29 protein-coding genes are annotated in these 25,918 nt (G+C 62.2%); 16 read left to right on the forward strand and 13 right to left on the reverse strand.

The genetic code is table 11. The features are described 5' to 3' along the window. Positions 1–12: 12 nt before the first annotated feature. A complete protein-coding gene (locus LQ249_RS09760; protein ID WP_057003731.1) occupies positions 13–2,523 on the reverse strand; it encodes an ABC transporter permease in 2,511 nt (836 codons plus the stop codon). After that, complete coding sequence (locus LQ249_RS09765) at positions 2,523–3,206, reverse strand: ABC transporter ATP-binding protein (RefSeq protein WP_017849531.1); 684 nt, start codon at positions 3,204–3,206, stop codon at positions 2,523–2,525. Before LQ249_RS09765 ends, LQ249_RS09760 begins: the two co-directional genes overlap by 1 nt. Positions 3,207–3,216: 10 nt before the next feature. Between LQ249_RS09765 and LQ249_RS09770 the strand changes: the two genes are divergently transcribed. From LQ249_RS09770 to LQ249_RS09780, 3 genes are all read left to right on the forward strand, one after another. Next, complete coding sequence (locus LQ249_RS09770; protein ID WP_026140353.1) at positions 3,217–3,822, forward strand: arylesterase; 606 nt, start codon at positions 3,217–3,219, stop codon at positions 3,820–3,822. A 58-nt stretch (positions 3,823–3,880) separates the two neighbouring features. Then, positions 3,881–4,174 (forward strand): hypothetical protein, encoded by a 294-nt coding sequence (locus LQ249_RS09775; RefSeq protein WP_017849529.1) that lies wholly within the window; start codon positions 3,881–3,883, stop codon positions 4,172–4,174. Between the two features lie 86 nt (positions 4,175–4,260). Beyond that, on the forward strand, positions 4,261–5,229 hold the full coding sequence (locus tag LQ249_RS09780) for a L,D-transpeptidase family protein (RefSeq protein ID WP_017849528.1): 969 nt from the start codon (positions 4,261–4,263) through the stop codon (positions 5,227–5,229). Between the two features lie 134 nt (positions 5,230–5,363). Here LQ249_RS09780 and oprI read toward each other — a convergent pair whose 3' ends face one another. Further along, entirely contained in the window at positions 5,364–5,615 is a 252-nt protein-coding gene (gene oprI / locus LQ249_RS09785) for an outer membrane lipoprotei OprI (RefSeq protein ID WP_003172710.1), read from the reverse strand. Between the two features lie 612 nt (positions 5,616–6,227). On the opposite strand from oprI, the gene LQ249_RS09790 reads away from it, so the two are divergent. After that, positions 6,228–6,509 carry a GNAT family N-acetyltransferase gene (locus LQ249_RS09790; protein WP_003189869.1) on the forward strand — a complete coding sequence of 94 codons (282 nt, stop codon included), beginning with the start codon at positions 6,228–6,230 and terminating at the stop codon, positions 6,507–6,509. A gap of 70 nt (positions 6,510–6,579) precedes the next feature. Here LQ249_RS09790 and LQ249_RS09795 read toward each other — a convergent pair whose 3' ends face one another. After that, a complete protein-coding gene (locus tag LQ249_RS09795; protein ID WP_017849526.1) occupies positions 6,580–7,656 on the reverse strand; it encodes a 3-deoxy-7-phosphoheptulonate synthase in 1,077 nt (358 codons plus the stop codon). A gap of 131 nt (positions 7,657–7,787) precedes the next feature. After that, on the reverse strand, positions 7,788–8,222 hold the full coding sequence (locus LQ249_RS09800; RefSeq protein WP_017849525.1) for a PilZ domain-containing protein: 435 nt from the start codon (positions 8,220–8,222) through the stop codon (positions 7,788–7,790). Between LQ249_RS09800 and LQ249_RS09805 the strand changes: the two genes are divergently transcribed. The 5 genes from LQ249_RS09805 (at position 8,221) to cysB (ending at position 12,140) form a co-directional block, all read left to right on the forward strand. Next, a complete protein-coding gene (locus tag LQ249_RS09805; RefSeq protein ID WP_017849524.1) occupies positions 8,221–8,607 on the forward strand; it encodes a hypothetical protein in 387 nt (128 codons plus the stop codon). The genes LQ249_RS09800 and LQ249_RS09805 overlap by 2 nt on opposite strands. Then, a complete protein-coding gene (locus tag LQ249_RS09810) occupies positions 8,604–9,557 on the forward strand; it encodes a putative 2-dehydropantoate 2-reductase (protein WP_057003730.1) in 954 nt (317 codons plus the stop codon). Before LQ249_RS09805 ends, LQ249_RS09810 begins: the two co-directional genes overlap by 4 nt. A gap of 15 nt (positions 9,558–9,572) precedes the next feature. Then, complete coding sequence (locus LQ249_RS09815; RefSeq protein ID WP_046384243.1) at positions 9,573–10,490, forward strand: 5'-nucleotidase; 918 nt, start codon at positions 9,573–9,575, stop codon at positions 10,488–10,490. Between the two features lie 70 nt (positions 10,491–10,560). Beyond that, complete coding sequence (locus LQ249_RS09820; protein ID WP_046384242.1) at positions 10,561–11,061, forward strand: universal stress protein; 501 nt, start codon at positions 10,561–10,563, stop codon at positions 11,059–11,061. 104 nt (positions 11,062–11,165) lie between these two features. After that, positions 11,166–12,140: an HTH-type transcriptional regulator CysB gene (cysB, locus tag LQ249_RS09825; RefSeq protein WP_017849520.1), complete on the forward strand. Its 975-nt coding sequence runs from the start codon at positions 11,166–11,168 to the stop codon at positions 12,138–12,140. A gap of 6 nt (positions 12,141–12,146) precedes the next feature. Here cysB and LQ249_RS09830 read toward each other — a convergent pair whose 3' ends face one another. Both LQ249_RS09830 and LQ249_RS09835 read right to left on the reverse strand, forming a co-directional pair. Further along, positions 12,147–12,635, reverse strand: coding sequence for a GreA/GreB family elongation factor (locus tag LQ249_RS09830; RefSeq protein ID WP_046384241.1), 489 nt, complete (start codon positions 12,633–12,635; stop codon positions 12,147–12,149). Between the two features lie 12 nt (positions 12,636–12,647). Continuing rightward, positions 12,648–13,016, reverse strand: a complete 369-nt coding sequence (locus LQ249_RS09835; protein WP_017849518.1) for a hypothetical protein — start codon at positions 13,014–13,016, stop codon at positions 12,648–12,650. Positions 13,017–13,148: 132 nt separating this feature from the next. Between LQ249_RS09835 and earP the strand changes: the two genes are divergently transcribed. After that, positions 13,149–14,282 carry an elongation factor P maturation arginine rhamnosyltransferase EarP gene (gene earP / locus LQ249_RS09840; RefSeq protein WP_134939759.1) on the forward strand — a complete coding sequence of 378 codons (1,134 nt, stop codon included), beginning with the start codon at positions 13,149–13,151 and terminating at the stop codon, positions 14,280–14,282. A 49-nt stretch (positions 14,283–14,331) separates the two neighbouring features. Further along, positions 14,332–14,904: an elongation factor P gene (locus LQ249_RS09845; RefSeq protein WP_057003728.1), complete on the forward strand. Its 573-nt coding sequence runs from the start codon at positions 14,332–14,334 to the stop codon at positions 14,902–14,904. A 151-nt stretch (positions 14,905–15,055) separates the two neighbouring features. Here the strand turns inward: LQ249_RS09845 and LQ249_RS09850 are convergent, their stop codons facing one another. The 3 genes from LQ249_RS09850 to LQ249_RS09860 form a co-directional block, all read right to left on the reverse strand. Next, a complete protein-coding gene (locus LQ249_RS09850; protein ID WP_010211852.1) occupies positions 15,056–15,475 on the reverse strand; it encodes an organic hydroperoxide resistance protein in 420 nt (139 codons plus the stop codon). A 177-nt stretch (positions 15,476–15,652) separates the two neighbouring features. Next, the gene (locus tag LQ249_RS09855) at positions 15,653–16,105 is read right to left on the reverse strand and encodes a MarR family winged helix-turn-helix transcriptional regulator (RefSeq protein WP_026140352.1); all 453 of its coding nucleotides are present in this window, start codon (positions 16,103–16,105) and stop codon (positions 15,653–15,655) included. Positions 16,106–16,185: 80 nt separating this feature from the next. Beyond that, the gene (locus LQ249_RS09860; RefSeq protein WP_046384239.1) at positions 16,186–17,136 is read right to left on the reverse strand and encodes a LysR family transcriptional regulator; all 951 of its coding nucleotides are present in this window, start codon (positions 17,134–17,136) and stop codon (positions 16,186–16,188) included. A 108-nt stretch (positions 17,137–17,244) separates the two neighbouring features. On the opposite strand from LQ249_RS09860, the gene LQ249_RS09865 reads away from it, so the two are divergent. After that, the gene (locus LQ249_RS09865) at positions 17,245–17,994 is read left to right on the forward strand and encodes a sulfite exporter TauE/SafE family protein (protein ID WP_108524459.1); all 750 of its coding nucleotides are present in this window, start codon (positions 17,245–17,247) and stop codon (positions 17,992–17,994) included. Here LQ249_RS09865 and LQ249_RS09870 read toward each other — a convergent pair. After that, on the reverse strand, positions 17,984–18,865 hold the full coding sequence (locus LQ249_RS09870; protein WP_032805034.1) for a LysR family transcriptional regulator: 882 nt from the start codon (positions 18,863–18,865) through the stop codon (positions 17,984–17,986). The genes LQ249_RS09865 and LQ249_RS09870 overlap by 11 nt on opposite strands. A 70-nt stretch (positions 18,866–18,935) precedes the next feature. Between LQ249_RS09870 and LQ249_RS09875 the strand changes: the two genes are divergently transcribed. Then, positions 18,936–19,142 carry a DUF1127 domain-containing protein gene (locus tag LQ249_RS09875; RefSeq protein ID WP_164887030.1) on the forward strand — a complete coding sequence of 69 codons (207 nt, stop codon included), beginning with the start codon at positions 18,936–18,938 and terminating at the stop codon, positions 19,140–19,142. Between the two features lie 45 nt (positions 19,143–19,187). Beyond that, the gene (locus tag LQ249_RS09880) at positions 19,188–20,411 is read left to right on the forward strand and encodes a winged helix-turn-helix domain-containing protein (RefSeq protein ID WP_232566427.1); all 1,224 of its coding nucleotides are present in this window, start codon (positions 19,188–19,190) and stop codon (positions 20,409–20,411) included. A 102-nt stretch (positions 20,412–20,513) separates the two neighbouring features. Here LQ249_RS09880 and LQ249_RS09885 read toward each other — a convergent pair whose 3' ends face one another. Then, positions 20,514–21,860, reverse strand: coding sequence for a class II 3-deoxy-7-phosphoheptulonate synthase (locus LQ249_RS09885; RefSeq protein ID WP_017849509.1), 1,347 nt, complete (start codon positions 21,858–21,860; stop codon positions 20,514–20,516). Positions 21,861–21,985: 125 nt separating this feature from the next. Here LQ249_RS09885 and LQ249_RS09890 point away from each other — a divergent pair, with 125 nt between their 5' ends. Then, positions 21,986–22,741: a spermidine synthase gene (locus LQ249_RS09890; RefSeq protein WP_017849508.1), complete on the forward strand. Its 756-nt coding sequence runs from the start codon at positions 21,986–21,988 to the stop codon at positions 22,739–22,741. Between the two features lie 117 nt (positions 22,742–22,858). Here the strand turns inward: LQ249_RS09890 and LQ249_RS09895 are convergent, their stop codons facing one another. Next, positions 22,859–23,650 (reverse strand): crotonase/enoyl-CoA hydratase family protein, encoded by a 792-nt coding sequence (locus LQ249_RS09895; RefSeq protein WP_046384235.1) that lies wholly within the window; start codon positions 23,648–23,650, stop codon positions 22,859–22,861. 423 nt (positions 23,651–24,073) lie between these two features. On the opposite strand from LQ249_RS09895, the gene LQ249_RS09900 reads away from it, so the two are divergent. Then, positions 24,074–25,747 (forward strand): DEAD/DEAH box helicase, encoded by a 1,674-nt coding sequence (locus tag LQ249_RS09900; protein WP_017849506.1) that lies wholly within the window; start codon positions 24,074–24,076, stop codon positions 25,745–25,747. Positions 25,748–25,918 lie beyond the last annotated feature (171 nt).

The following is a 25,918-nucleotide window of genomic DNA, read 5'->3' on the forward strand; positions in this document are numbered from 1 at the left end:
GCCATTGTCGTCTCAGCCTTCGCGCAATACCGCCAATGGCGTGGCATTCAGCGCGCGGCGCGTCCCGAACACCCCGGCAGCGCCGATCAGCACGCCACCGATCACCGGCAGCAACAACAACCACGGGTGTGGGTGCCAGGCCAGGTCGAAGGCATAGCGGTAGAGCACCCAGGTCACCAGCTCGGTGCCCAGCGCCGCGAGCAAACCGCTGACGGCGCCGAGCAGGCCGAACTCGATGCGTCGGGCCTTCACCAGCAGCTTGCGCTCGGCGCCCAGCGCACGCAGCAGCGCACCTTGGCGAATGCGCTCGTCCAGGGTGGCCTGCAGGCCGGAGAACAGCACCGCCATCCCTGCCGCCAGCACGAACAGCAGCACATACTCCACGGCCAGCGTTACTTGGGCGAGGATGCTGCGCAACTGTTCCAGCAGGGCCTCGACTTGCAGGATCGTGACCGCCGGGAAGGCCCGGGACAGGTCGACGATCTGCCGGTCATGGCCGGGGGCCAGATAAAAGCTGGTCAGGTAGGTGGCCGGCAGGTCTTTCAAGGTGCCAGGCTGGAAAATCATGAAGAAGTTGGGCTGGAAGTTATCCCAATTGATGGTGCGCAGGCTGGTGACCCGCGCTTCACGGGTTTCGCCCGCCACGGTGAACACCAGGTGGTCGTTGAGCTTGAGTTTCAGGCTTTCGGCAACCTTGGCTTCCACCGACACCCCCGGTATTTCATCGCCCGGTTGCTGTGACCACCAGGTACCCGCAGTCAGGGCATTGCCCGGCGGCAGGTCGGCGGCCCAGGTCAGGCTCAGGTCGCGCTGGATCGCGCGGTCGCCGCTGGAGTCCTTGCTGACGATCGCCTGCACGGGCTCGCCGTTGACGCTGATCAGCCGGCCGGGCACCACCGGATACAGCGGCGCCGATTGTGCCTGCAGTTCGAGCAGGCGAGCGCCAAAGGCGTCCTTGTCGGCGGGCAGGATGTTCAGCGCGAAGTAGTTGGGGGCGTCCTTGGGCAGCTGGTTTTGCCAGGTGTCGAGCAATTCGCCGCGCAGCAGGGCGATCAAGCCCATGGACAGCAGGATCAAGCCGAACGCCAGCGACTGGCCTGCCGCCGCCAACGGATAACGCAGCAACTGGCCCAGGCCCAGGCGCCACGGCAGGGACGCCCGGGCCAGCAGGCGGCGCAGGCTCTGCAACAGCAGCAGGAGCAGGCCACCGAGGATCAACGCCGCAACCACGCCCCCGCCGAGCAGGGCGAAGGTCAGCACCAGGTCGAGGCTCAGGCGCCACATGATCAGGCCCAGGGCAAGCAGCGCCGCGCCGTAGACCATCCAGGTGCTGGACGGGATGGGCAGCAGGTCGCGCCGCAACACGCGCAGCGGTGGGACGCGGCCCAGTGCCGCCAACGGTGGCAGGGCGAAACCGGCGAGGGCCACCAGCCCGGTGCCGATCCCGGCAATGGCCGGCAGCAGCCCGCCGGGCGGTACGTCCGCCGGCAGCAGGTCGTGGAGGAAATAGAACAGGCCAAATTGCGCCAGCCAGCCCAGCAGGGCGCCGGCCAGGCTCGCCAACAGGCCGAGTACGCTCAGTTGCAGGCTGAACAACAGCATGGTTTCACGCCGCGATAAACCCAGGCAGCGCAACAGCGCGCTGGCATCAAAACGTCGGCTGGCGAAACGGTTGGCGGACAACGCCACGGCCACGCCGGCCAGCAACACCGCCACCAGGCTGGCCATGTTCAGGTAGCGCTCGGCCTTGCCCAGGGCGCCGCCGATCTGCTGGTTGCCATCCCGCGAGTCCTGCAGGCGCTGGTTGGCCGCGAGACCCGGCTTGATCAGGTCACGATAGGTTTGCAGTGCCGTACTTGAGGGGGCTGCGCGCCACAGCTCGCGGTAACTGACGCGGCTGCCGGGCTGGACGACGCCGGTGGCGCCCAGGTCGGCCAGGTTGATCATCACCCGTGGCGTGAGGCTGTAGAAATTGCCGGCGCGGTCCGGTTCATAGGTCAGCACACGCGCCAGGCGCAGGGACTTCATGCCCACGTCGATGCTGTCACCCACTTTCAGGTCGAGTGCGGTGAGCAGCCGTGCCTCCACCCAGGCTTCGCCGGGTTTCGGGCCGCCGCCTGCGGTTTCGTCAGCGAATGGCGCGGCTGCGCTCTTCAGTTCGCCGCGCAGCGGGTACTGCTCGTTGACCGCCTTGATGCTGGACAGCTGGATGCCGTTATCGGTGGCGATAACGCTGGAAAACTCGACGACGCGTGCGTGATCCAGGCCCAGTTCGATCCCGGACCTGATTTGCTCGGGGCGCGCGGGTGAGCTGCCCTCGAGCACCAGGTCGGCGCCGAGGAACTCGGTGGCGCGCAACAGCATGGCGCCATTAAGGCGTGCGCCGAAGTAGCCGATGGCGGTGCTGGAGGCCACGGCCACCAGCAGGGCGAAGAACAACACGCGCAATTCGCCGGCGCGGGCATCGCGCAGCAATTGGCGCAGGGCAAGGCTGAACAGGCGCAACAGCGGCAAGCGTGCCATCAAGGCTCCAGGGGCGCGACCAGCAGGCCGGCTTCAAGGCGGATCAGGCGTCGGCAACGGTGCGCCAGGCGCTCGTCGTGAGTGACCAGGACCAGGGTCGTGCCGCTTTCTTTATTCAGTTCGAACAGCAGGTCGCTGATGCGCTCGCCGGTATGGCTGTCGAGGTTGCCGGTGGGTTCGTCGGCAAACAGCACGTCCGGTTCGGCGGCAAAGGCGCGGGCGATCGCCACCCGTTGCTGCTCACCCCCGGAGAGTTGGCGTGGCGAGTGGGTCAGGCGTTGGCCCAGGCCGACCCGTTCGAGCAGGTACCTGGCGCGCTCGCGGGCGTCTTTGCGGCCGTCCAGCTCCAGCGGCAGCATGACGTTCTCCAGGGCGTTGAGGCTGTCGAGCAGTTGGAATGACTGGAAGACGAAGCCCACGTGTTCGGCGCGGATGCGCGCGCGCTGGTCTTCGTCGAGGCTGCTCAAGGCTTGGCCGGCGAGGATGACTTCGCCGCTGCTGGGCAGGTCGAGGCCGGCCAGCAGACCGAGGAGGGTGGACTTGCCGGAGCCGGAGGCACCGACGATAGCCAGGCTATCGCCCTTGTTCAGTTCCAGGCTCAGTTCGTGCAGGATAGTCAGTTCACCTTCCGCGCTGGGAACCACTTTGCTAAGGTTTCGCGCGATGAGAATGCTTGCGCCCATGGAGAATCCGATGCGAATGTGGTTTTTGAGTGCTGGCCTGGCCTTGATGTGCATGGCCCAGAACGCAGCGGCGGGTACAGTCCTGATCGTTGGCGATAGTATCAGTGCCGGTTTCGGACTGGATACCAGCAAAGGGTGGGTAGCCTTGTTGGGACAGCGGCTCAAACACGAAGGTTTCGACGATAAAGTGGTCAACGCGTCCATCAGCGGCGACACCAGCGCCGGAGGCCTCGCGCGGCTGCCGGCGGCGCTTGCGGAGCATAAGCCCAACCTGGTGATTATCGAGCTGGGCGGCAATGACGGCCTGCGTGGACAGCCGCCCGCGCAATTGAAACAAAATCTTGCGTCGATGATCGAGCAGTCCCAGGCGGTCGGCGCCAAGGTCCTGCTGCTGGGCATGCAGTTGCCGCCTAACTACGGTCCGAAATACACCACGGCATTTGCCGGGGTCTACGCGGCCCTGGCCAAGGAGAAGAGCGTGCCGTTGGTGCCGTTTTTCCTCGACGGCGTGGGCGGTCATCCCGAGCTGATGCAGGCCGATCAACTGCACCCGGCGGTCGGCGCCCAGGGTAAGTTGCTGGAAAATGTCTGGCCGACGCTAAAACCGCTGTTATGACGCTTTTCTACCGGCAGGCTTTCGGCTAAGGTGGCGCCCCCCCGATTTGGAGCCCTCGATGTCGCGTCCTGCCTGGTCCCTGTTTAATTACCAACTGATCGAGCCGGACGAGCAGCTGGATCTGTTCGCCTGCCAGGAAGTCCGGGTGCATCTGGTCACGCGTCAATTGGAGCTGGGCGGCACGATCGATCGCACGCTCTGCGGCACGTTGTTGCCGGCTCAGCCACGCTGGTCGGCGGTGGATCGCTCGATTTTCCAGGATCAGCGCCTGTGCCCCCTGTGCCGTGCCATCTTGGAGTCGCAAAAGCGTGGCACGCCGCCGATCTGGCCGGAGCTGCGCTTCGAGTGGTGAGGGGCGCTACGAGCTTGCAGCTTGAAGCCCGCATCGCGTATACAATCGCTTTTTACCTACACGTTGTTCTGCGAAGGATTTTCCGGATGTTGTCGCGCCTTTCCGCCGTCACCTGCTGCCTGTCTCTTGCCGCCCTGTGTGCGGCGGGTTCCGCGGCGGCCTTGCAGTTGCCCTTGCCACCCCCGGGCGAAGACATCGTCGGCCAGGTCCAAGTGATCAAGGCCAAGTACGAAGATACGTTTGCCGACCTGGGTACCACCTACGACCTGGGCTACTCGGAGATGGTCGCCGCCAACCCGGGCGTCGATGCCTGGTTGCCGGGGGCGGGCACCGAGATCGTCCTGCCGACGCGGTTCATCCTGCCGCCGGGCCCCCGCGAAGGCATCGTGATCAACCTTGCCGAATACCGGCTCTACTATTTCCCCAAGGGCCAGAACGTCGTCTACACCTTCCCGCTGGGGATTGGTCGTGAAGGCTGGGGCTCGCCGATCGCCCATACCAGCATTGTCGCGAAAACGCCGAACCCGACCTGGACGCCACCCGCTTCGATCAAGGCCGAGCACGCCGCCAACGGCGATCCGTTGCCCAACGTGGTACCGGCCGGCCCGGACAACCCGCTGGGGCCGTTCAAGTTCACCCTGGGCACGCCGGGCTACCTGATCCACGGCTCCAACATGAAGTTCGGTATCGGCACGCGTACCAGCCACGGCTGCTTCCGCATGTTCAACAATAACGTGCTGGAAATGGCCGGCATGGTACCGGTGGGTACTCCGGTGCGTATCATCAACGATGCCTACAAGTTCGGCAGCAGTGGCGGCAAGGTCTACCTCGAAGCGCATACGCCGCTGAACGACGATGGCACGCCGTCGGTGGTCGACAAGCACACCGCGGTGATCAACGCGCTGCTCAAGCGTGAAGACCTGGCCAATCACCTGCGGGTGAACTGGGATCAGGTGCGCGACGTGGTCGCGGCGGAAGATGGCCTGCCGACTGAAATCGGTGTGCCGGCTGCGGCGTCGATGGTCTCGAACGCGCCGCTCGATCCGTTGCAATAAGCCGGTTCGATCAATCGCCCGCCACGGCCTTGGGCTGCGGCGGGCTTTTTATTGCCCGTGATCCGGGACCGAATCGCAGGCAATAAAAAGCCGGTCCAAGAATGGACCGGCTTGGTAACAACCCCGAAGGACTATTACTTGCGGCTAGCTTTTTCAAGCATGCGCAGAGCGCGCTCGTTAGCTTCGTCAGCAGTCTGTTGTGCTTTTTGAGCAGCAGCCAGAGCTTCATCAGCTTTACGGTAGGCTTCGTCTGCACGAGCCTGGGAGCGAGCTGCTGCGTCTTCAGTTGCAGTCAGACGAGCTTCGGTTTCTTTGGAGACGCTGCTGCAACCGGTAGCCAGAACTGCGGCCAGAGCCAGAGCAGAGAATTTCAGAACGTTGTTCATCGTGTTCCCCTTCAAGGACTTTCTATAAGATAGCTACTATCTCAGAGTGAGCTAATAGCCGGCGTACATACTACTCATTACTTGTAGTAAGTAAACTGACGTAGCGCAAGAAGCAAAAAAAAATTTCTGTGCTGAATCTATTTTGGCTAATCTTTTGGGAAATTGTATAAAAAGCGTTCAATTTTTAGCAGTCTGCTGAAGAATGGATGCGCCCTGAAAGGGCCGGCCAGCATGTGTCAAGCCTTGTAAGTAGATGAAAATTTATATACTGAAGCTAACACTTTTGTACAGGTTGACTTTGCCAAACCCTGTATCTTTTGCGCATGTAGAGGTGACTTTAACAGCGCCTGTTCGTCTCAAGCTTCAACTGCCGGCAATGTTCAGGCTTTCGGTCACCGATTGATCGAGGCCCTTTCTATATCCGCCAGCCCCAGGGATGACGAGTGCGTCTTGAGCAATTTCAGGATTGCCGCCTACTATTCTCTACGTGCTGGTTGTGAGCGCTCACGGTTTTCTCGTTGTCGAAACCGGCACGGGGTGGCGTAGATGTTCCTTCGCCGGAAAAACATCGGTAAGGTAGGGGTCAGAATCCAAGACCCGCGAGGAGTAGTGATGAGCGAGGCGTTGTCCATCCACCATGACCAGGCTGGTCATCAGTTCGAGACCAATGTGGACGGTCATCGTGCCTACCTGACCTATATGGACCTCGGGAAGCAGACCTTGGACATCTATCGGACCTTCGTGCCCAACGCACTGCGAGGTCGCGGTATCGCGGCTGCATTGACCGAGGAAGCCTTGAAGTTCGCCGAAGAGGCCGGCTACACGGTGATCCCGTCGTGCTCTTACGTCGAGCGCTACATGGAGCGCCACCAGCGCCATGCGGCCAAGCTGTAAGGCATGAACTGCAACATGAAAAACGCCGGGCTTAGCCCGGCGTTTTTGTGTGCGCTGATCAGGATCAGACTCAGCTGCGCTTGCGCAGGGGCAACACGTCCTTGAGCTTGGCGTGCATGCTGCGCAGGGTGTTCTCGGTGGTCGCCCAGTCGATGCAGGCATCGGTGATCGACACGCCGTACTGCAAGTCGGCCAGGTCTTTGGGGATCGCCTGGCAGCCCCAGTTCAGGTGGCTTTCGACCATCAGGCCGATGATCGACTGGTTGCCTTCCAGGATCTGGTTGGCGACGTTTTCCATCACCAGCGGTTGCAGGGCCGGGTCCTTGTTGGAGTTGGCGTGGCTGCAATCGACCATGATGTTCGGCTTGATCTTGGCCTTGTTCAGCGCCTGTTCGCACAGGGCAACGCTGACCGAATCATAGTTGGGCTTGCCGTTGCCGCCGCGCAATACCACGTGACCGTAGGCGTTGCCTTTGGTGGTGACGATGGAGACGCCGCCTTCCTGGTTGATACCCAGGAAGCGATGAGGGCTGGAGACCGACTGCAGCGCGTTGATCGCCACGGTCAGGCCGCCGTCGGTGCCGTTCTTGAAGCCCACGGCCGAAGACAGGCCGGACGCCATTTCGCGGTGGGTTTGCGATTCGGTGGTGCGCGCGCCGATGGCCGACCAGCTGATCAGGTCCTGCAGGTACTGCGGGGAGATCGGGTCGAGGGCTTCGGTGGCGGTGGGCAGGCCCATTTCGGCCAGGTCCAGCAGCAACTTGCGACCGATGTGCAAGCCGTCCTGGATCTTGAACGAGTCGTCCAGGTACGGGTCGTTGATCAGGCCCTTCCAGCCGACGGTGGTGCGCGGTTTCTCGAAATAGACGCGCATGACCAGATACAAGGTGTCGGACACTTCTTCGGCCAGCGCCTTGAGGCGCTCGGCGTATTCGTGGGCCGCCTTGAGGTCGTGGATCGAGCATGGCCCGATTACCACGAAGAGGCGGTGGTCGGTGCCGTCGAGAATGTCACGAATGACTTCGCGACCCTTGGTGACGGTCTGCAGGGCAGCGTCGCTCAGGGGGATTTCGCGCTTGAGCTGATCGGGCGTGATCAGGGTCTCGTTGGATTCGACGTTCAGGTCGTTGATCGGTAAATCAGCCATCGTGTTACTCGTCAGGGTCACGGGTGCCGGCCGCCAGCCATCCCCGTGCGGCGGAGCACAGCATGATTTGAATGCAGGGGGGAGGAACCTTAGCGCGTAACACGGGCCCGCGACAATGGGCAAAGCCCGCTTTAATCCAGTGCCGGCGCTACAAACGCCTCATGGGAGAATTCACCGGCATGCCGCGCCACCCACTCGCGGGCCATGGTTTCGAACTGCTCGGGCGTCGACTCGGCGTCTTCGTGCTGGCGGCAGTAGCGCTCTATCCGGCATGCTTGCTCACCCATGCGTGCGCCGAACAACGCATGTTCATCGGTAAACGAGATGCCGACGCGATAGCCGTCTTCTACCTTGCGGCACCATGCCACATAGCCCGGGTAGCGGGCCCCGGCGCCCAGGGACGGGATATGCAGGTCAACCGCTGTACCCTGGCGCCAGGCACGCGGGCAATTGCAGGCGATGCCGCCCAGGCCGATAGTGTGCAGGCGTTGGCGGGGAATGGGGGGAGAGGGACGTTGGATCAACAGGGCAGCGACATCATCAGGATGAGGTAAAAAACGACCCATGTACACGGACTCCGAGCACCGTCCAGTCGACGGCGGTGGCAGCAGTATAGTGAAGGAGCAGGCATTGACCGACCTGGATATTGACCAGCAACTGCTGGGATTACCAGGCATTTCGCTCGTGCTGTTTACCAGCGTGGGCTGTTCCGGTTGCCGTTGGGCGCATCAGCAGCTACCGGGCTGGCAGTTGCCGGTGGATCGGTTGTGCTGGGTGGATGCCGGGCACAACGGCGGCGCGGTGGAACGTTATCAGGTCTTTCATTTGCCGGCGCTGTTCGTGGTGTGCGAGGGTCAATTCTTCGGGCAGATACAGACACGTCTTACACCTTCCGAGCTTACCGACGCTATTCATCAAGCGCTTACCCGCACTCCAGAGGATTTGCCATGACCGCATTGTCGCCACGCATTGGCATTATCGGCACCGGCGCCATCGGTGGTTTCTACGGCCTGATGCTGGCGCGCGCCGGCTTCGATGTGCATTTCCTGCTGCGCAGCGAATACGCAGCGGTCAGTGAGCGTGGCCTGCGCCTCAACAGCAGCGTGCATGGCACCTTGCACCTGAACCCCGTGCAGGCCTACGCCCACGCCGCCGACATGCCGCCGTGCGACTGGCTGCTGGTGGGCACCAAATCCACGGGCAATGTCGACCTGGCCCCGACCATCGCCCAGGTCGCGGCGCCCGACGCGAAGGTTGTGTTGCTGCAAAATGGCCTCGACGTCGAAGACAGCCTGCGCGAACACTTGCCGGCGTCCCTGCATCTGCTCGGTGGGCTGTGCTATATCGGCGTACACCGTTCCGCCCCCGGCGTCGTCGAGCATCAGGCGTTGGGCCGGGTCAACCTGGGTTATCACAGCGGTACCGCCGCCAACGACGAAGCGCGCCAGAAGGCGATTGTCGAAGCAGGCGCCGCGTTGTTTCATCAGGCCGGCATCGAGTCCCAGGCCATGGCCAACGTACACCTGGCGCGCTGGCACAAGCTGGTGTGGAACGTGCCTTATAACGGTCTCTCCGTGCTGTTGGGCTGTGGCACCACGGCGATGATGGCGGACGAGTCCAGCCGCGAACTGATCCAGGCGCTGATGGCCGAAGTGGTGAAGGGCGCTCACGCCTGCGGTCACGACATTCCGGCCAGCTATGCCGAGCAGATGTTTACCATGACCGAAAGCATGGACGACTACCTGCCCAGCATGTACCACGACCATATCCATAAACGCCCGCTGGAACTGGCGGCGATCTACGCTCGCCCACTCGCCGCCGCCAAGGCCGCCGGCTGCGAGCTGCCGCGCATGCAGGCGTTGTATCAGGCCTTGAGTTTTATTGATCGGCATAACCGCTGATTGGGGGGAACCACCATGGCAAACGGATTGGGCGACAAACTGGTGCTGGCGATTTCATCGCGGGCCCTGTTCGACTTGAGCGATAGCCACAAGGTCTACCTGGCCCAAGGCGTGGAGGCCTACCGCAAATACCAGATCGAGCACGAAGAAGAAACGCTCGAGCCGGGCGATGCCTTCCCGCTGGTCAAAAAACTGCTGAGCCTCAACGCCAGCCTGGGCCGGGCCCGGGTCGAGGTGGTGCTGGTGTCGCGCAACAGTGCCGACACCGGCCTGCGCGTGTTCAATTCGATCCAGCATTACGGGTTGGACATTTCCCGCGCCGCTTTCGTAGGAGGGCGTAGTCCATATCCTTATTTGGCGGCGTTTGGTTGCCATCTGTTTCTTTCGACCCATGCTGACGATGTGCGCAGTGCGCTCGATGCTGGGTTCGCCGCGGCGACGATTCTGTCGGGCGGCGCGCGCCGTGCATCGAGCGAGGAACTGCGGATCGCATTCGATGGCGATGCGGTGTTGTTTTCCGACGAGTCGGAGCGCGTTTACCAACAGGGCGGGCTGGAAGCGTTCCAGGCCAGCGAACGCGAATCGGCGCGCCAGCCGTTGCATGGCGGCCCCTTCAAGGGCTTCCTCGCGGCGCTGAACCTGTTGCAGCGTGAGTTTCCGGACGCGGCCTGCCCGATCCGCACTGCCCTGGTCACCGCCCGGTCGGCGCCGTCCCACGAGCGGGTGATCCGTACCCTGCGCGAGTGGGATATCCGCCTGGACGAGTCGTTGTTCCTCGGCGGCCTGGAGAAATCCGCGTTCCTGGAGGCGTTCGCCGCCGACGTTTTTTTCGACGACCAGGCCGGCCATTGCGAGAAAGCCAGGGAGGTGGTGGCCACCGGGCATGTGCCCCATGGCATCAGTAATGAGGTGAAGGTTCAGACGCCGAGCTAAGTCAGTCGAATTCCCCAAGGCGCTGCTAAGCTCATTCAATCTCCGCCATCCTGGCAGTCCAGGAGGTTTTATGATCCGTTCGATGCTGTATGCCACGGACCTTGGTCTGTATGCGCCTTATGTGATGCAACATGCGCTGGCGCTGGCGCGAACGTTCAAGGCTGAGCTGTCGGTGATTCATGTGGTCGAACCCATCGGGCTGTTCGCCGAATCGGTGTTGCAAAGCTACCTTGATGAAAAGGCCCTGAACGAATGGCAGAGCCAGGGCCTGAGCACAGTGATGGCGACGATCGAGCAGCGGGTCCTTGAGAGTTTTCGCGAGGAGCTGGGGGACGGCGCGCAAGACTTGCAACTGATCCACTCGGTGCGGGTGATCCAGGGTGACCCGTGCGAGGTGATTCTCGACCAGTTGCGTAAACTTTCCGTGGATTTGTTGATCGTAGGCAGTCATAGCCACGCAACGGCCGCGGCCACACCCCTTGGGCGCACTGCCGCGCGGGTGTTGCAGCTGTCTCCGGTGCCGGTTTACCTGGTGCCATCGTTACAACGTCGACGCAGTGATGACGTGTGAGGGGGAGTGATAGATAAAAAGTTCTAGATTTATCCGTCTAACCTTTAATATAGTTATATACCGTCGCTGATACCCGTGGCGTCTATCTGCTTTGAGGGATACATATGAAGCTTCAACAACTGCGCTACATCTGGGAAGTGGCGCACCACGATCTCAACGTTTCCGCTACCGCTCAAAGCCTGTACACCTCGCAACCGGGTATCAGCAAACAGATCCGCCTGCTCGAAGACGAGCTGGGTGTCGAAGTGTTCGCCCGCAGCGGCAAGCACCTGACCCGCGTCACCCCGGCCGGTGAGCGCATCATCACCACCGCCGGCGAGATCCTGCGCAAAGTCGAAAGCATCAAGCAGATCGCCCAGGAATTCTCCAACGAGAAGAAGGGCACCCTGTCGATCGCGACCACCCACACCCAGGCACGGTATGCGTTGCCGCCGGTGATCCGCGATTTCATCAAGCAATACCCGGACGTGGCCCTGCACATGCACCAGGGGTCGCCGATGCAGATCGCTGAAATGGCCGCCGACGGCACCGTCGATTTCGCGATTGCGACTGAGGCGCTGGAGTTGTTCGGCGACCTGGTGATGATGCCGTGCTATCGCTGGAACCGTTGTGTGGTGGTGCCGCAAGGCCACCCGCTGGCCAAGCTGCCGAAGCTGACCCTGGAAGCCCTGGCGGAATACCCGATCGTGACTTATGTGTTCGGCTTTACCGGCCGCTCCAAGCTCGACGAAGCCTTCAGCCACCGCGGCCTCACGCCGAAAGTGGTGTTCACCGCGGCCGACGCCGACGTGATCAAGACTTACGTTCGCCTGGGCCTGGGCGTGGGGATCGTCGCCAAGATGGCGGTCGACACCCAGCTCGATAAAGACCTGGTCGTGCTCGACGCCAGCGAGTTGTTCGAGTCCAGCGTGACCAAGATCGGTTTCCGTCGCGGCACGTTCCTGCGTGGTTTCATGTGCGACTTCATCGAGAAATTCGCCCCGCACCTGACGCGCGAAGTCATGGCCAAGGCGATCCAGTGCCACAACAAGCAGGAACTGGAAGAGTTGTTCGACGGCGTAGAACTGCCCGTCCACTGAGTGGTTTCAGCGGGCCTCGGTCACCGTAAAGTGTTGCCGGGCGCCCGCCACCAGGATTTCCACCTCATCGCCTTCGAACTTGCCCAGCAGGCTGTGGCCCAGGGGCGAGCGCGGGGTGATGACGGTGACCGGTTGCCCCACCACATCGACTTTCAAACCCGCAGCATCCGGCGCCAGGAACAACCATTGCTGGCGACCGTTTTCGTCCTCCAGGCCCACTAGCGCGCCGACTTCTATGCCCCGTTGCTCATCGTATGCACGCAGCTGCAGTTGCAGGTTCTGGCACAGCGCCAGCGACTGCTTGATTTCCTCCACCCGCTTGGCCTGCCCGGCCGCCAGGTAAGACGCTTCCAGGCCGAGGGTGTCGTATTTGTTTTCGGCGATGTTTTCTTCGTGGGTCGCGGTTTCGTAGGCGGTCTGCGCGGCGCGCTGGGCGATGTCGAGGTCGACGCTGAGTTTTTCCAGGATCAACTGGAGGACGGCGTGTTTATTCATGGTTGGGCTTGATCATTCGCAAAATTGCAGGACATTCGCCTTGCTCTTTTCATTGGGCGCGTTCTGGTCCTGTTGCAGCCAGAACTGGCATTTGGGGTTGGACAGGTTGCGCGCATTGTTGCGCGCCTGATCCAGGCTCTGCCGTTGTTCCTGCTTGCGCAGGTTCTCTTGATACTGCTCGAACAGGCGGTTCGGCGGTTCCACCGCGACCGGCGCGGGCTTGCCGAGTTGCTCGACGGCCTGGGCGACCGGCGCCAGGCTCTGCGGGAACAGATAGCGCGACGCCAGCCAGGTGGTCAGCGCAATCGCGATAAACCCCAGCCACACGCCCAGGGCGATAGCGAGACAAAGCTTGAACAACGACAGCGGACGGTCAGACATGGCGGCCTCCTGGCAGGCATTTACGGCGTGGCGGCGATTGTCGCACAGCCACCGTGCAGAATAATCGCGATCAAGCCTTCTGCATCGGGGCATTTATGCGGACAATCGAGCCTTTGAGCGTGGGAGCCCGGAATGAAAGCCCGCTGGGATATTTTTTGCAGCGTCGTCGACAACTACGGCGACATTGGCGTGACTTGGCGCCTGGCCCGGCAATTAGTGGTGGAGCACGCCTGTGACGTGCGCTTGTGGGTCGATGACCTGCGGGCCTTCGAACGCATGTGCCCGGAGATTGATGTGCAACGGGAGCAGCAATGGCAAGAGGGCGTCGACGTGCGCCATTGGCCGGCGCAATGGTCGGCCACGCCATCGGCGGATGTGGTGATCGCCGCGTTTGCCTGCCAGTTGCCGCCTGACTACATGGACGCGATGGCCGCGCGCGAGCACGCGCCGTTGTGGATGAACCTGGACTACCTGAGTGCCGAGGACTGGGTGGTGGGGTGCCATCGTCTGCCGTCGGTGAAGTTCAAGGGGGTGCAGAAGTACTTCTTCTTTCCCGGCTTCCGGCCCGGCACCGGTGGCCTGTTGCGTGAGGCGGGGTTGCTGCAACAGCGTCAGGCGTTTCAGCAGGATGCTGGCGCGCAGAAACATTTCCTGCAAAGCCTGGGCGTATTTCCCGCAACCGGTGCGCGGCTGATGTCGCTGTTTGCCTACGAAAATGCCGCGCTTGCCGGTTGGCTGGACGTGTTGGCGACGGACGGGCGCGCCACTCATCTGCTGGTGCCGGAAGGGCGCATCCTCGGCGATGTGCAGCGCTGGCTCGGCGTGGACCGGCTGGCGGCGGGCGATACTCATCAGCGCGACGCCCTGACCGTGCAGGTGCTGCCGTTCGTGCGCCAGGAGCAATATGACCGCCTGCTGTGGTGTTGCGAGTTCAACGCCGTGCGCGGCGAAGACTCGTTCGTGCGGGCCCAATGGGCCGGGCGCCCGTTGCTGTGGCATATCTATCGCCAGGACGAAGACATCCACCTGGACAAGCTCGACGCCTTTCTGGAGCTGTACACCGCAGCCCTCTCGCCGGCGGCAAAAGTCGCGGTGGTAGCGCTTTGGCAGGCCTGGAACACCGAGGGTGATATGGCCCAGCCGTGGAAAAAGCTGCTGGAACACTGGCCGGAAGTGGCTGCACACGCCGAAACATGGTGTCTGGAACAGGCCTTGCAGGCGGATCTTGCGACGGCGCTGGTACAGTTTTATGAAAGTTGGATATGATACGCCACCTTGATTTTTGTAAACCCCATCCAAATTTCGGATATACGCAATGAAAACTGGTAAAGAACTGAAACCCGGTATGGTAATCCGTATCGACAACGATCCTTGGTTGATTCAGAAAGCTGAATTCACCAAGTCGGGCCGTAACAGCGCGATCATGAAGACCAAGCTGAAAAACCTGCTGACTGGTTACAAGACCGAAACCGTTTACGGCGCCGATGACAAGCTGGACGACGTGATCCTCGACCGTAAAGAAGCGACCCTGTCCTTCATCAGCGGCGACTCTTACACGTTCATGGACACTACCGACTACACCATGTACGAGCTGAACGCTGAAGATATCGAAGCCGTTCTGCCGTTCATCGAAGAAGGCATGACCGACGTCTGCGAAGCCGTTTTCTTCGAAGACCGCCTGGTTTCCGTAGAGCTGCCGACCACCATCGTGCGTAAGGTTGCCTACACCGAAGGTTCCGCTCGCGGCGACACTTCGGGCAAAGTCATGAAGCCTGCCAAGCTGGCTAACGGTACCGAACTGCAAGTGGCCGATTTCATCGAAATCGACGACATGATCGAGATCGATACCCGTGAAGGCGGTTCGTACAAAGGTCGCGCCAAGAAGTAATTCTGGCCCCACCGGTACGAAAAAAGCCCGACCTTGAGTCGGGCTTTTTTGTGGGCGTTTACCTGTCACTTCAAGTATTGCCTCAGCTCATCCGATGCTTGCCGCAACGCCGGCACGTGGCTGGCGGCGTGTCGTTGGCGAGCCGCGCGGGTTAGACGGTGACGTGCAGACGCACATCGACGTTGCCGCGGGTGGCGTTGGAGTACGGGCAGACTTGGTGGGCAGCGTCGACCAGGCTTTGCGCGTCGTCCTGGGCCAGGCCCGGCAGGCTGATGTGCAGGTCGATATCCAGACCGAAGCCACCCGGGATCTGACCGATGCCGACATGGGCAGTGATCGACGCATCATCCGGAATTTTGCGTTTGGTCTGGCTGGCGACGAATTTCAGTGCGCCGATAAAGCAGGCCGAGTAGCCGGCGGCGAACAGTTGTTCCGGGTTGGTGGCCTGACCGCCGGCACCGCCCAGTTCCTTGGGGGTGGAGAGTTTGACGTCGAGGATGTTGTCGTTGGACACGGCACGACCATCACGGCCGCCGGTGGCGGTGGCTACTGCGGTATAGAGCGTTTGCATGGTGTTGCCCTCTTGGTGTTTTGCGCTAAATGTTTGCGCGCTAAGTAGTTGGTGAGGTGAATGTATAGCGCTAATGTTTAGTGCGCAAGATAAATTCCAGAATTTTTTCGTAAGGGCACCTCAAAACCACCTGTGGGAGGGGATTGCCCCCTCCGCAGGTATTGGGCTTGGGTGTGTTTAGACCGCGCCTTGCAGATTGCCCCGCAACGCAATCAAATCAGCTTGCAGCTTGCGCAGTTGCTCCAGCTCCAGGCCGCTGGCGCCGAGGATGCACTGAGGAATCCCCTTGGCCTTGTCTTGCAAGGCACGGCCAGCGTCGGTCAGTTCCACCACCACCACTCGCTCGTCTTCGCGACTGCGCGTGCGGCTGAGCAGGCCCTCGGCTTCCAGGCGCTTGAGCAGGGGGGTCAGGGAGCCGGGATCGGTCAGCAGGCGGCTGCTGATTTCGCCGACAGTCAAGCCATCCTCTTCCCACAGCACCATCATGGCCAGGTACTGCGGATAGGTCAGGCCGAGGGCTTGCAGCAGCGGCTTGTAGACCTTGGTCATCAGCAATGAAGTGGAGTGCAGGGCGAAGCACAGCTGGTTATCCAGCAACAGGGATTGGCAAGGATCGGGATTTTTGCTCATGGTGCTGCCTCAAAAAAGCGTATCTGGGCTGGAATCTAGCGGGCAAATCTTTAATGCGCCAGGTAATTCTGTCCGGGGGGTCAGACCAATCCGCTTTGCAGCGCCAGGTCCCAGGGCGGCACTGGGCTGAAGCGCGATTTCAGGTATTCGAGCAACAAGCGGCTACGTGCGTTCGGCTGTTGTTCCAGGCGCAGCGCATAGATGCCGGTGGTTTCCGGGCTGGGCAGGCCGTTTTCGCAAAACAGGGGCAAGAGTTCGCCGCGGACCAGGTATTCACTCGCCAGCCAGGTGGGCAGGTGCGCGATACCCAGGCCGGCCAGGGCACCGGAGAGCAGGGCTTCGGCGTTGTTGGCGCTCATGCGGATGCGTTGCGGGCGATAGGTGGCGCGACGCCCGTCCAGTTCGAAGCGCCAGGCGAAGATCGGCGCCAGGCCATCCCAGTCCAGGCCGTCGTGTTCGCTGAGGTCTCGCGGATGGGTCGGCGTGCCACGGTTTTTCAGGTAGGCCGGGCTGGCACAGGCAATTCGCACGATGCTGGCCAGCGGCGTGGCGATCAGCCGGGTGTCGACGATATGCCCGGCACGCAGCACCAGATCGACCTTACCCAGGTGCGCGCCCTGCATGTCCACGAAGCTGTCGATCAAATGCAGGTGTACATCCAGCCCCGGGTAGACGTTCAGGAAGTCGGCGATCACCGGCGCCAGATGCCGTCGACCGAACGCCGCCGGTGCGTCCACGCGAATCAAGCCTTCCGGCGCATGGCTCAAGGACACCGCTTCCGCCCGTGCCAATTGCAACTCGGTGACGATGCGCCGCGCGCGTTCGGCGAACGCCAGGCCGGCCGGTGTTGGCAGCACCGCGTGGGTGCTGCGCTGGAACAAGCGGCTGCCCACCGAGCTTTCCAGGCTGTCGATACGCCGGGCCACGGCGGAGGGCGTCAGCGGATGGCGACGCGCGGCGGCGGAAAAACTGCCGGTTTCCAGCACATCGAGAAACAGGCTGAGTTGGTCGGTGAGGATATGCGGGTTCATCGGTCGACGCTTATGCGGGATTGGCACAGCCATTGTGCGTTGCTGTGCGTATCCGCGCCAGAGCGGACTGCGTAGCATGCAAGGCTTGGGATTGTGGAGTAATGCGTGGTGTTGGATTTAGCGATGTACTTGGTTATGGGCGCGGCATTGGGCACGGTGGGCGGCCTGTTCGGCATTGGCGGCGGGTTGATTGCCATCCCGGTGCTCGGCGTGCTGTTTGGCCTCGATCAGCAGATCGCCCAAGGCACCGCGCTGGTGATGGTGGTGCCCAACGTGATGCTCGCGCTGTGGCGTTATCACCAGCGTAATCGCATTGAACTGCGCCACGCGCTGCCGTTGGGGGTAATGGGCTTCAGCTTTGCCTGGCTCGGCTCGATCTGGGCCGTGGGCCTGGACGCCGGCGCGATGCGTATCGGCTTTATCGCATTTCTGCTGGCGCTGTCGGCCTACAACCTGCTGCGCATGTTCACCCGCAATGCGCCGCCGACGGCACAGATGCGCCATGCCTGGCCGTGGCTCGGGGTGTTGGGCGCGGTCTCCGGCTCTATGGGCGGTTTGTTCGGTGTCGGTGGTGCGGTGGTCGCCACGCCAGTGCTGACCAGTGTGTTCGGCACCACCCAGGTGGTGGCCCAAGGCTTGTCCCTGGCCTTGGCGCTGCCCAGCACCGGGGTGACTCTTGTCACTTACGCCTGGCACCACGAAGTGGACTGGATGATCGGCATCCCCCTGGCGGTCGGTGGCCTGCTCAGCATCAGTTGGGGGGTAAAAGTCGCCCACGCGCTGCCGGAGCGCCTGTTGCGCGGTTTGTTCTGCGGTTTCCTGGTGGTGTGCGCCGTGATGCTGATGTTTAAGGTTTGAAGCCGTCGATGATGTACTCCGCCAGGCATTCGGTGATAGGTGACGTCATCAACGGGTTGCGTAACAAGCGCAGATTCATCGACGGCAAGGGCGGGAAACCCTCGTCACTGCCGAGCACGCGCAGGTCATCCGTCACCAGGCTTTCCATGCTGACCATCACTGCCAGGCCGGCGCTGACCACGGCCTGGATCGCCGCCCCGTTGGTGCTGTTGTAGGCCAGGCGATAATTGCGCCCGACGGTATCCAGTGAGGTACGCGCCCACTGGGTGTAAAGGCAATCGGCGCCGGACATCGCCAGTGGCAGGGCGTCGTGCTCGTCCACGCAGAAACACGGCGCCGCCGCCCACACCACGCGCTCGGTGCGCAACAACTCGCCGATATCATTGCCGGGTTCGCGGCTGATCACCGTCAACGCCAGATCCCGCCGTTGCATCAGCACGGTGGATGCCTCGCAGTGCATCTCGATCTGGATCAGCGGGTAGGCCTTGGAAAACTGTTTGAGAATCCCCGGCAGGAAGCGCATCACATAGTCGTCCGGGGTGCCGATGCGTACCAGCCCGACCATATGCGGTTCTCGCAGGGTGTTGAACACCTCGCTGTGCAGTTTCAGGATGCGCCGCGCATACCCCAGCAGCACCTGGCCCTCCGGCGTCAGCCGCACTTGGCGGCCGTCGCGCTCGAACAGTTTGCGCTGCAGCACGTCTTCTTCCAGGCGCTTCATCTGCATGCTGACCGCCGATTGGGTGCGGTTGACCTGCTCGCCGGCACGGGTAAACCCGCCCTGGTCGGCGATGGCGACGAAGGTGCGCAGCACGTCGGTGTCGATGCTTGGGTAGGCAGCCAATTGATCAATTCCTGAGATGTATTTCATAAGAAACATTCGTTGGATTGATCATAGCTGCCGGCACACACTCGCGTCATCCCCAAGGGAGGGCGAGAAGATGAAAGGTCAAACAGGTTGTGCAGGATGGACGAAGCGGCCGCTTTCCGGGCTGTTCCAAGCGATTGCGCGGTGGCAGGTATTGCGGTACGAGCGTCGGTTAGTGGCCACGCTGAGCGATGCGGCGCTCAAGGATATCGGGCTGAGCCGCGCTGATGTGGAGCACGAAGCCCATCGGCATTTCTGGGAAGACCCACTGCGAAAATGACCGAGGATGCAGTAGGGTGGTCGGCACGTTCATACGGAGATGCCCATGCCCGCCGACCTGTCGTTTTCCCTCAAGCAAGCGCGCCGCATGGCACTGGCCGCCCAGGGCTTTTCCGGGCGCCAGGCGCCTGCATTGATCAAGGCCGCACACCTCAACCGCTTGATCGACCGCCTGGGCGTGCTGCAGATCGATTCGGTCAATGCCGTGGTGCGCTCCCATTACCTGCCGTTGTTTTCCCGCCTGGGTCAGTACACCCCGTCACTGCTTGAGCAGGCGGCCTGGAGCCAGGGCCGACAGCGTTCGTTGTTCGAGTATTGGGGGCATGAGGCCTCGTTGTTGCCGATGGCGCTGTACCCCTTGATGCGCTGGCGCATGGAGCGGGCAAGACAAGGGCAGGGGATTTACGCGCAGATGGCGCGTTTTGGTCGCGAGCAGCAGGCCATCATCCAGCGCGTGTTGAACACTGTCGAACAACAGGGCCCCCTGGGTGCAGGCAGTCTGTCGACCCGCGCCGAGCGCGCCGGCCCGTGGTGGGACTGGAGCGATGAAAAGCACGCGCTGGAATGGCTGTTCGCCGCTGGCCTGGTCACGGTTGCCGGTCGGCGCGGGTTCGAGCGGCTCTACGATTTGCCCGAGCGCGTCATCCCTGGCGACCGGCTTCACCAGGCGCCGCTGAGCGAGGCCGAGGCTCAGCGCGGTTTGCTGCTGCACAGTGCGACTGCGCTGGGTGTGGGCAGCGAAAAAGATCTGCGCGATTACTTCCGCCTGGACCCCGCCGACACTCGCAGCCGCTTGGCCGAACTGGTCGAGGACGGCCAATTGCTGATGTGCCGCGTGCAGGGCTGGAAGCAGCCGGCCTACTGCCTGCCGGAGCCGAAAGTGCCGCGCAAGGTGCCGGCCAGCGCACTGTTGTCGCCGTTCGATTCGCTGATCTGGGAGCGCAGCCGCACCGAGCGGCTGTTCGATTTCCGTTATCGGCTGGAGATTTACACGCCGCAGGACAAGCGGGTGTACGGCTACTACGTGCTGCCGTTTCTGCACAACGAGCGGATCGCCGCGCGCGTCGACCTGCGTGCCGAACGCGCCCACGGCCGCCTGGCCGTGCATGCGGTGCATGAAGAAACGCCGGGGCTGGACGAGGAGGGGATGTGCGCGCTGGCGCTGAACTTGCGGCAAATGGCCGAGTGGCTGGGGCTCGAACAGGTGCAGCTCAATTGCCCACGGCCGAGTGCCGACCGATTAAGGGCGGCGATGCTCACATCACGGTAGGCCCGAGCTTGCTCGCGAGAAACGTTAACGATGACGCGGGAAACCGACACCCCGCGGCATTCTCAGGTTTTTCGCGAACAAGCTCGCGCCTACCGAATGGGGTCACCGTTTTACTTGCTTCAACGTCTCTGCGATCAGGAACGCCAGCTCCAGCGACTGATCGGCATTCATCCGTGGGTCGCAGTGGGTGTGGTAGCGGTCCGACAAGCCATCTTCGGTGATCGGCCGCGCGCCGCCGATGCATTCGGTGACGTTCTGCCCGGTCATCTCGATATGAATCCCGCCGGCATAGGTGCCTTCGGCCTCGTGTACCTGGAAGAATTCCTTCACCTCGCCGAGGATCTGCGCAAAGTCGCGGGTCTTGTAGCCGCTGCTGGCCTTGATCGTGTTGCCGTGCATCGGGTCGGAGCTCCACAGCACCTGTTTGCCCTCACGCTGCACGGCGCGAAGCAGCGCCGGCAGGTGGTCGCCGACCTTGTTGGCGCCCATGCGCGCGATCAGGTTCAAGCGGCCGGGGTCGTTGTCCGGGTTGAGGATGTCGATCAGGCGGATCAGGTCATCCGGGTTCATGCTCGGGCCGACCTTGACCCCGATCGGGTTGTGTACCCCGCGCAGGAACTCGACGTGGGCGCCGTCCAACTGACGGGTGCGATCGCCGATCCACAGCATGTGGGCCGAGCAGTCGTAGTAGTCGTTGGTCAGGCTGTCGCGGCGCACGAAGGCTTGTTCGTAGTTGAGCAGCAGCGCTTCGTGGGCGGTGAAGAAGCTGGTTTCGCGCAGTTGCGGCGAGCTGTCCATGCCGCAGGCGCGCATGAAGGCCAGGGTTTCGTCGATACGGTTCGCCAACTGGCTGTACTTCTCGGCCAGTGCGGAGTTGGCGATGAAGTCCAGGTTCCACTTGTGTACCTGGTGCAGGTCGGCAAACCCGCCCTGGGCGAACGCGCGCAGCAGGTTAAGGGTGGCGGTGGACTGGTGGTAGGACTGCAGCAGGCGGTCGGGGTCCGGCACACGGCTTTTTTCGTCGAAGCCGATGCCGTTGACGATATCGCCACGGTAGGCCGGCAAGGTGACGCCATCGATGGTTTCATCGTTGGACGAGCGCGGCTTGGCGAACTGGCCGGCCATGCGCCCGACTTTCACCACCGGGCAGCCGGCGGCGAAGGTCATCACGATAGCCATCTGCAGCAGCACCTTGAAGGTGTCGCGGATTTTTGCGGCGGAGAACTCGGCAAAACTCTCGGCGCAGTCGCCGCCTTGCAGCAGGAAGGCGCGACCCTGGGTCACCTCGGCAAACTGGCGGCGCAACTCGCGGGCCTCCCCGGCAAATACCAGCGGCGGGTAGCTGGCCAGGCTCTGCTCTACCTGTAACAGGTGTGCAGCGTCCGGGTACTGGGGTTGTTGCTGGATCGGCAGGGCGCGCCAGCTGTCTGGGCTCCAGGGTTGGCTCATCGTGGACTCGATAGGGTGATTGACGGTCGGGCGCCAATGTTATCAGCAATTAGTGCGTGACCTGTTGCCGCCGGTTGGCCGACAATCGCGCCTTTGCCCTGGGGTGAACCCGTTAGGAGTTGTAGATGAGCGAGGAGCGTGTCGAGCGCCTGCTGGCCGAGGTCCATGATGACTTCGGCATGATCCGCGTGCTCGAAGTGGCCGATTACCGTTTTCTCGAGTTTGGCGACGCCATCGAGCAAAGCTGCGTGTTCACCGCCGACCCGAGCTGGCTGGAGTACGACTACACCCGTGCGATGCTGATCGGTGCGTTGTGCCACGAGCAGCCGGAAAGCGCGTTGTTCCTCGGCCTGGGCGCCGGCACGCTGACCCAGGCGTGCCTCAAGTTCCTGCCGCTGGAGGATGTCGAAGCCATCGAGCTGCGCCCCGAGGTGCCGCGCCTGGCCATTGAGTTCCTGGGGCTGGACGACGATCCGCGCCTGTACATCCGCATTGGCGATGCTCTGGAATTGCTCGAGACCGCCGAAACGGCCGACCTGATCTTCGTCGACCTGTACACCGATGTCGGCCCCGGCGTTGGGCACCTGGCCTGGACCTTCCTGGAAAACTGCCAGAAGAAACTCAACCCCGGCGGTTGGCTGGTGATCAATCAGTGGGCCACCGACGACGGCAAACCGTTGGGTGCGGCCCTGCTGCGCGGGTTGTATCACCGGCATTATTGGGAGCTGCCGGTGAAGGAGGGCAATGTGATCCTGCTGGTGCCTTCGGAGTTGGATCAGGCGCTGGACGCTGCGGCGCTCTCGGCCCGCGCCGAAGCGCTGGCGCCGCGATTGGGCTATTCGTTGCAGCCATTGATCAAGGCGATTCGGCCGGCAACCTAGTTGTCTGAACGGGCGTCATCGCGGGCAAGCCCACTCCCACATTTGACCGAGCACATCCTGAAGGAATGCGGTCGATGTGGGCGCGGGCTTGCTCGCGATGACTGCGGCACGGCCAACTCAAATTCCCCTGAATACCCCCGGGCGCTTCTCGAGCATGGCGCGCACGCCTTCCTTGGCGTCTTCGCTGTTGAACAATTGCGCGACCAGCGGCGGTAACGCGGCGGCCGCGACAGCTTCGCCCTCCAAGCGCGCCAGGCGGGCCGACATCAACGTGGCTTGCACGCCGAGGGGCGCCTGGCGCGCGATGCGGCTGGCCAGTTCGATGGCGCGCGGCAGCAGGTCTTCGCTGGCCATCACTTCCTGCACCAACCCCAGGCGCAGGGCTTCGTGGGCATCGAACTCATCGCCGGTGAGCAGCCAGCGCATGGCGTTGCCCCAGCCTGCTATTTGATGAAAGCGCAACGTCGCACCACCAAATGGAAAGATCCCACGTTGTACTTCCATCTGCGCGAAGCGGGTGTTGCTCGCGCAGAGATTGATATCCGCCGCCAGCATCAACTCGATGCCAAGGGTCAGGCAGTAGCCCTGAGCGGCGACGATCACCGGTTTGCCGACCCGAGGGCCGGCGAACACGCCCCAGGGATCGCAGCCCCCCGGTGGCGGTTGCCAGCCTCCGGCCATCACTGCGCTGACGTTGGCCAGGTCCAGCCCGGCGGTGAAGTGGTCGCCGTGGGCGAACACCACGGCCACCCGCGCATCGTCGTTTCGATCAAATTCGCCATAGGCCAGGCTCAGTGCGTTGAGCAGATCCAGGTCAAAGGCATTGCGCTTGGCGACCCGATCCAGGCCCAACAACAGGACATGATCCAGGAGTTCACGGCTGACGAGGCTGCTGCTGGCTTGATTCATCGGGTGTGCCCTCGGGTGCAGTAAGGGGTTTCGGACCAAAGGGGCCGAGTGTGCGGGTGAACCGTTTAAGCGTTTCAGCCAACAGGGCCGGGCACTTGAAAAATAGACCCTGGAGCCCATCTGCGCAAAGGCGGTGACGCAGTGCGGTTTATCGGTGCTTTGCGATAAAAAAAGCTCCCTTTTTCAGCTATTTCCGGTATAGTGCGCGCCGGCCTTTAACCGGGCCGCGTTTAGGTAGCGCAATTCCCCGAAGTCAGCTTCGGCTGCACGTCCGCACAGCGGACTCTTCCTTGACGAATCTTTTTCATTCATTCGTTTTCGCAAATCCCCGCCGACAAAGCAGCCAGGGCGACTCTTGAGTCTCAACACGGCATGCGCAGCTTTGGAGCATGGGTCTTTGCGGATGCACTTAGAGGCAGACCCATGACCCAGGAAACCGGCGGCTTCGCCGCTTTTAATCTTAACCCGAACATTCTTGCTGCCGTCATTGCGACTGGCTACGAAGAACCTTCGGCGATTCAGCAGCAATCGATCCCGATCATCATGGCCGGCCACGACATGATTGGCCAGGCGCAAACCGGTACCGGTAAAACCGCCGCGTTCGCCCTGCCTATCCTGCACTGCATCGATCCTGCCAAGCGCGAACCGCAAGCCCTGATCCTGGCGCCAACTCGTGAGTTGGCGCTGCAAGTAGCAACCGCTTTTGAAACCTACGCCAAGCAAATGCCAGGCGTAACCGTTGTAGCCGTCTATGGCGGCGCGCCGATGGGCCCGCAACTCAAGGCTATCCGTAATGGCGCACAGATCGTTGTCGCCACTCCGGGTCGTCTGTGCGACCACCTGCGTCGTGACGAGAAAGTCCTGTCGACCGTGAACCACCTGGTTCTGGACGAAGCTGACGAAATGTTGAAGCTGGGCTTCATGGATGACCTGGAAGTCATCTTCAAGGCACTGCCACCGACCCGTCAGACCGTGCTGTTCTCGGCCACCCTGCCGCAGTCGATCCGTGCCATTGCCGAACGCCACCTGCGCGATCCGCAACACGTGAAGATCCAGACCAAGACTCAGACCGTTACCGCGATCGAACAGGCTCACCTGTTGGTTCACGCTGACCAGAAGACCTCGGCTGTATTGAGCCTGCTGGAAGTCGAAGACTTCGACGCGCTGATCATGTTCGTGCGTACCAAGCAAGCGACCCTGGACCTGGCCAGTGCCCTCGAAGCCAAAGGCTACAAAGCCGCTGCGCTGAACGGTGACATCGCCCAGAACCAACGTGAGCGCGTGATCGACTCCCTCAAGGATGGCCGTCTGGACATCGTTGTAGCGACCGACGTAGCTGCTCGTGGCCTCGACGTTCCACGTATCACCCACGTGTTCAACGTTGACATGCCTTACGATCCAGAGTCCTACGTTCACCGTATCGGCCGTACCGGCCGTGCGGGTCGCGAAGGTCGCGCACTGCTGCTGGTGACGCCGCGTGAGCGCCGCATGCTGCAAGTGATCGAGCGTGTGACCGGTCAGAAGGTTGCTGAAGTCCGCCTGCCGGATGCCCAGGCCGTTCTCGATGCGCGCATCAAGAAACTGACCAACAGCCTGTCGCCACTGGTGGCTGACGCTGAATCGACCCACGGCGACCTGCTGGACCGCCTGACCGCCGATATCGGTTGCACCCCGCGTGCCCTGGCTGCAGCCCTGCTGCGCAAAGCCACCAACGCTCAGGCCTTGACCCTGGCAGCCATCGAGAAAGAACGCCCACTGGTACCGAACAACGCGCCACGCGGTGATCGTCCAGAGCGTTCCGGCGACCGTCCTGAGCGTGGTGATCGTGAGCGTCGCGCTCCGGTGCCATTGGCTGAAGGTCGTGCTCGCTGCCGTACCGCGCTGGGCGCGCGTGACGGTATCGCGGCCAAGAACCTGCTGGGCGCTATCCTCAACGAGGGTGGCCTGGCACGTGAAGCCATCGGTCGCATCCAGGTCCGTGACAGCTTCTCCCTGGTGGAGCTGCCGGAAGACGGTCTGGAAAAACTGCTGACCAAGCTGAAAGACACACGCGTTGCCGGTAAGCAGCTCAAGCTGCGTCGCTACCGCGAAGATTGATCCGCCCCTGGGCTGATTGATCGCACCTAAAAAAATCCCCGACTGGTTCGGGGATTTTTTTTGCCCGGCAATTGGCGCGGATCGTCGTGGGGTGGTCGGCCATAACGGTCAGCTACTGATCTTATTGGGTTTAGGAAAAGTCTGAGTTTCTGAGCGGCCTTTCTGGCAGCC

Origin of the sequence: Pseudomonas sp. 7-41 (assembly GCF_021233075.1) — a bacterium.
In the GTDB taxonomy this organism is placed as follows: Bacteria; Pseudomonadota; Gammaproteobacteria; order Pseudomonadales; family Pseudomonadaceae; genus Aquipseudomonas; species Aquipseudomonas veronii.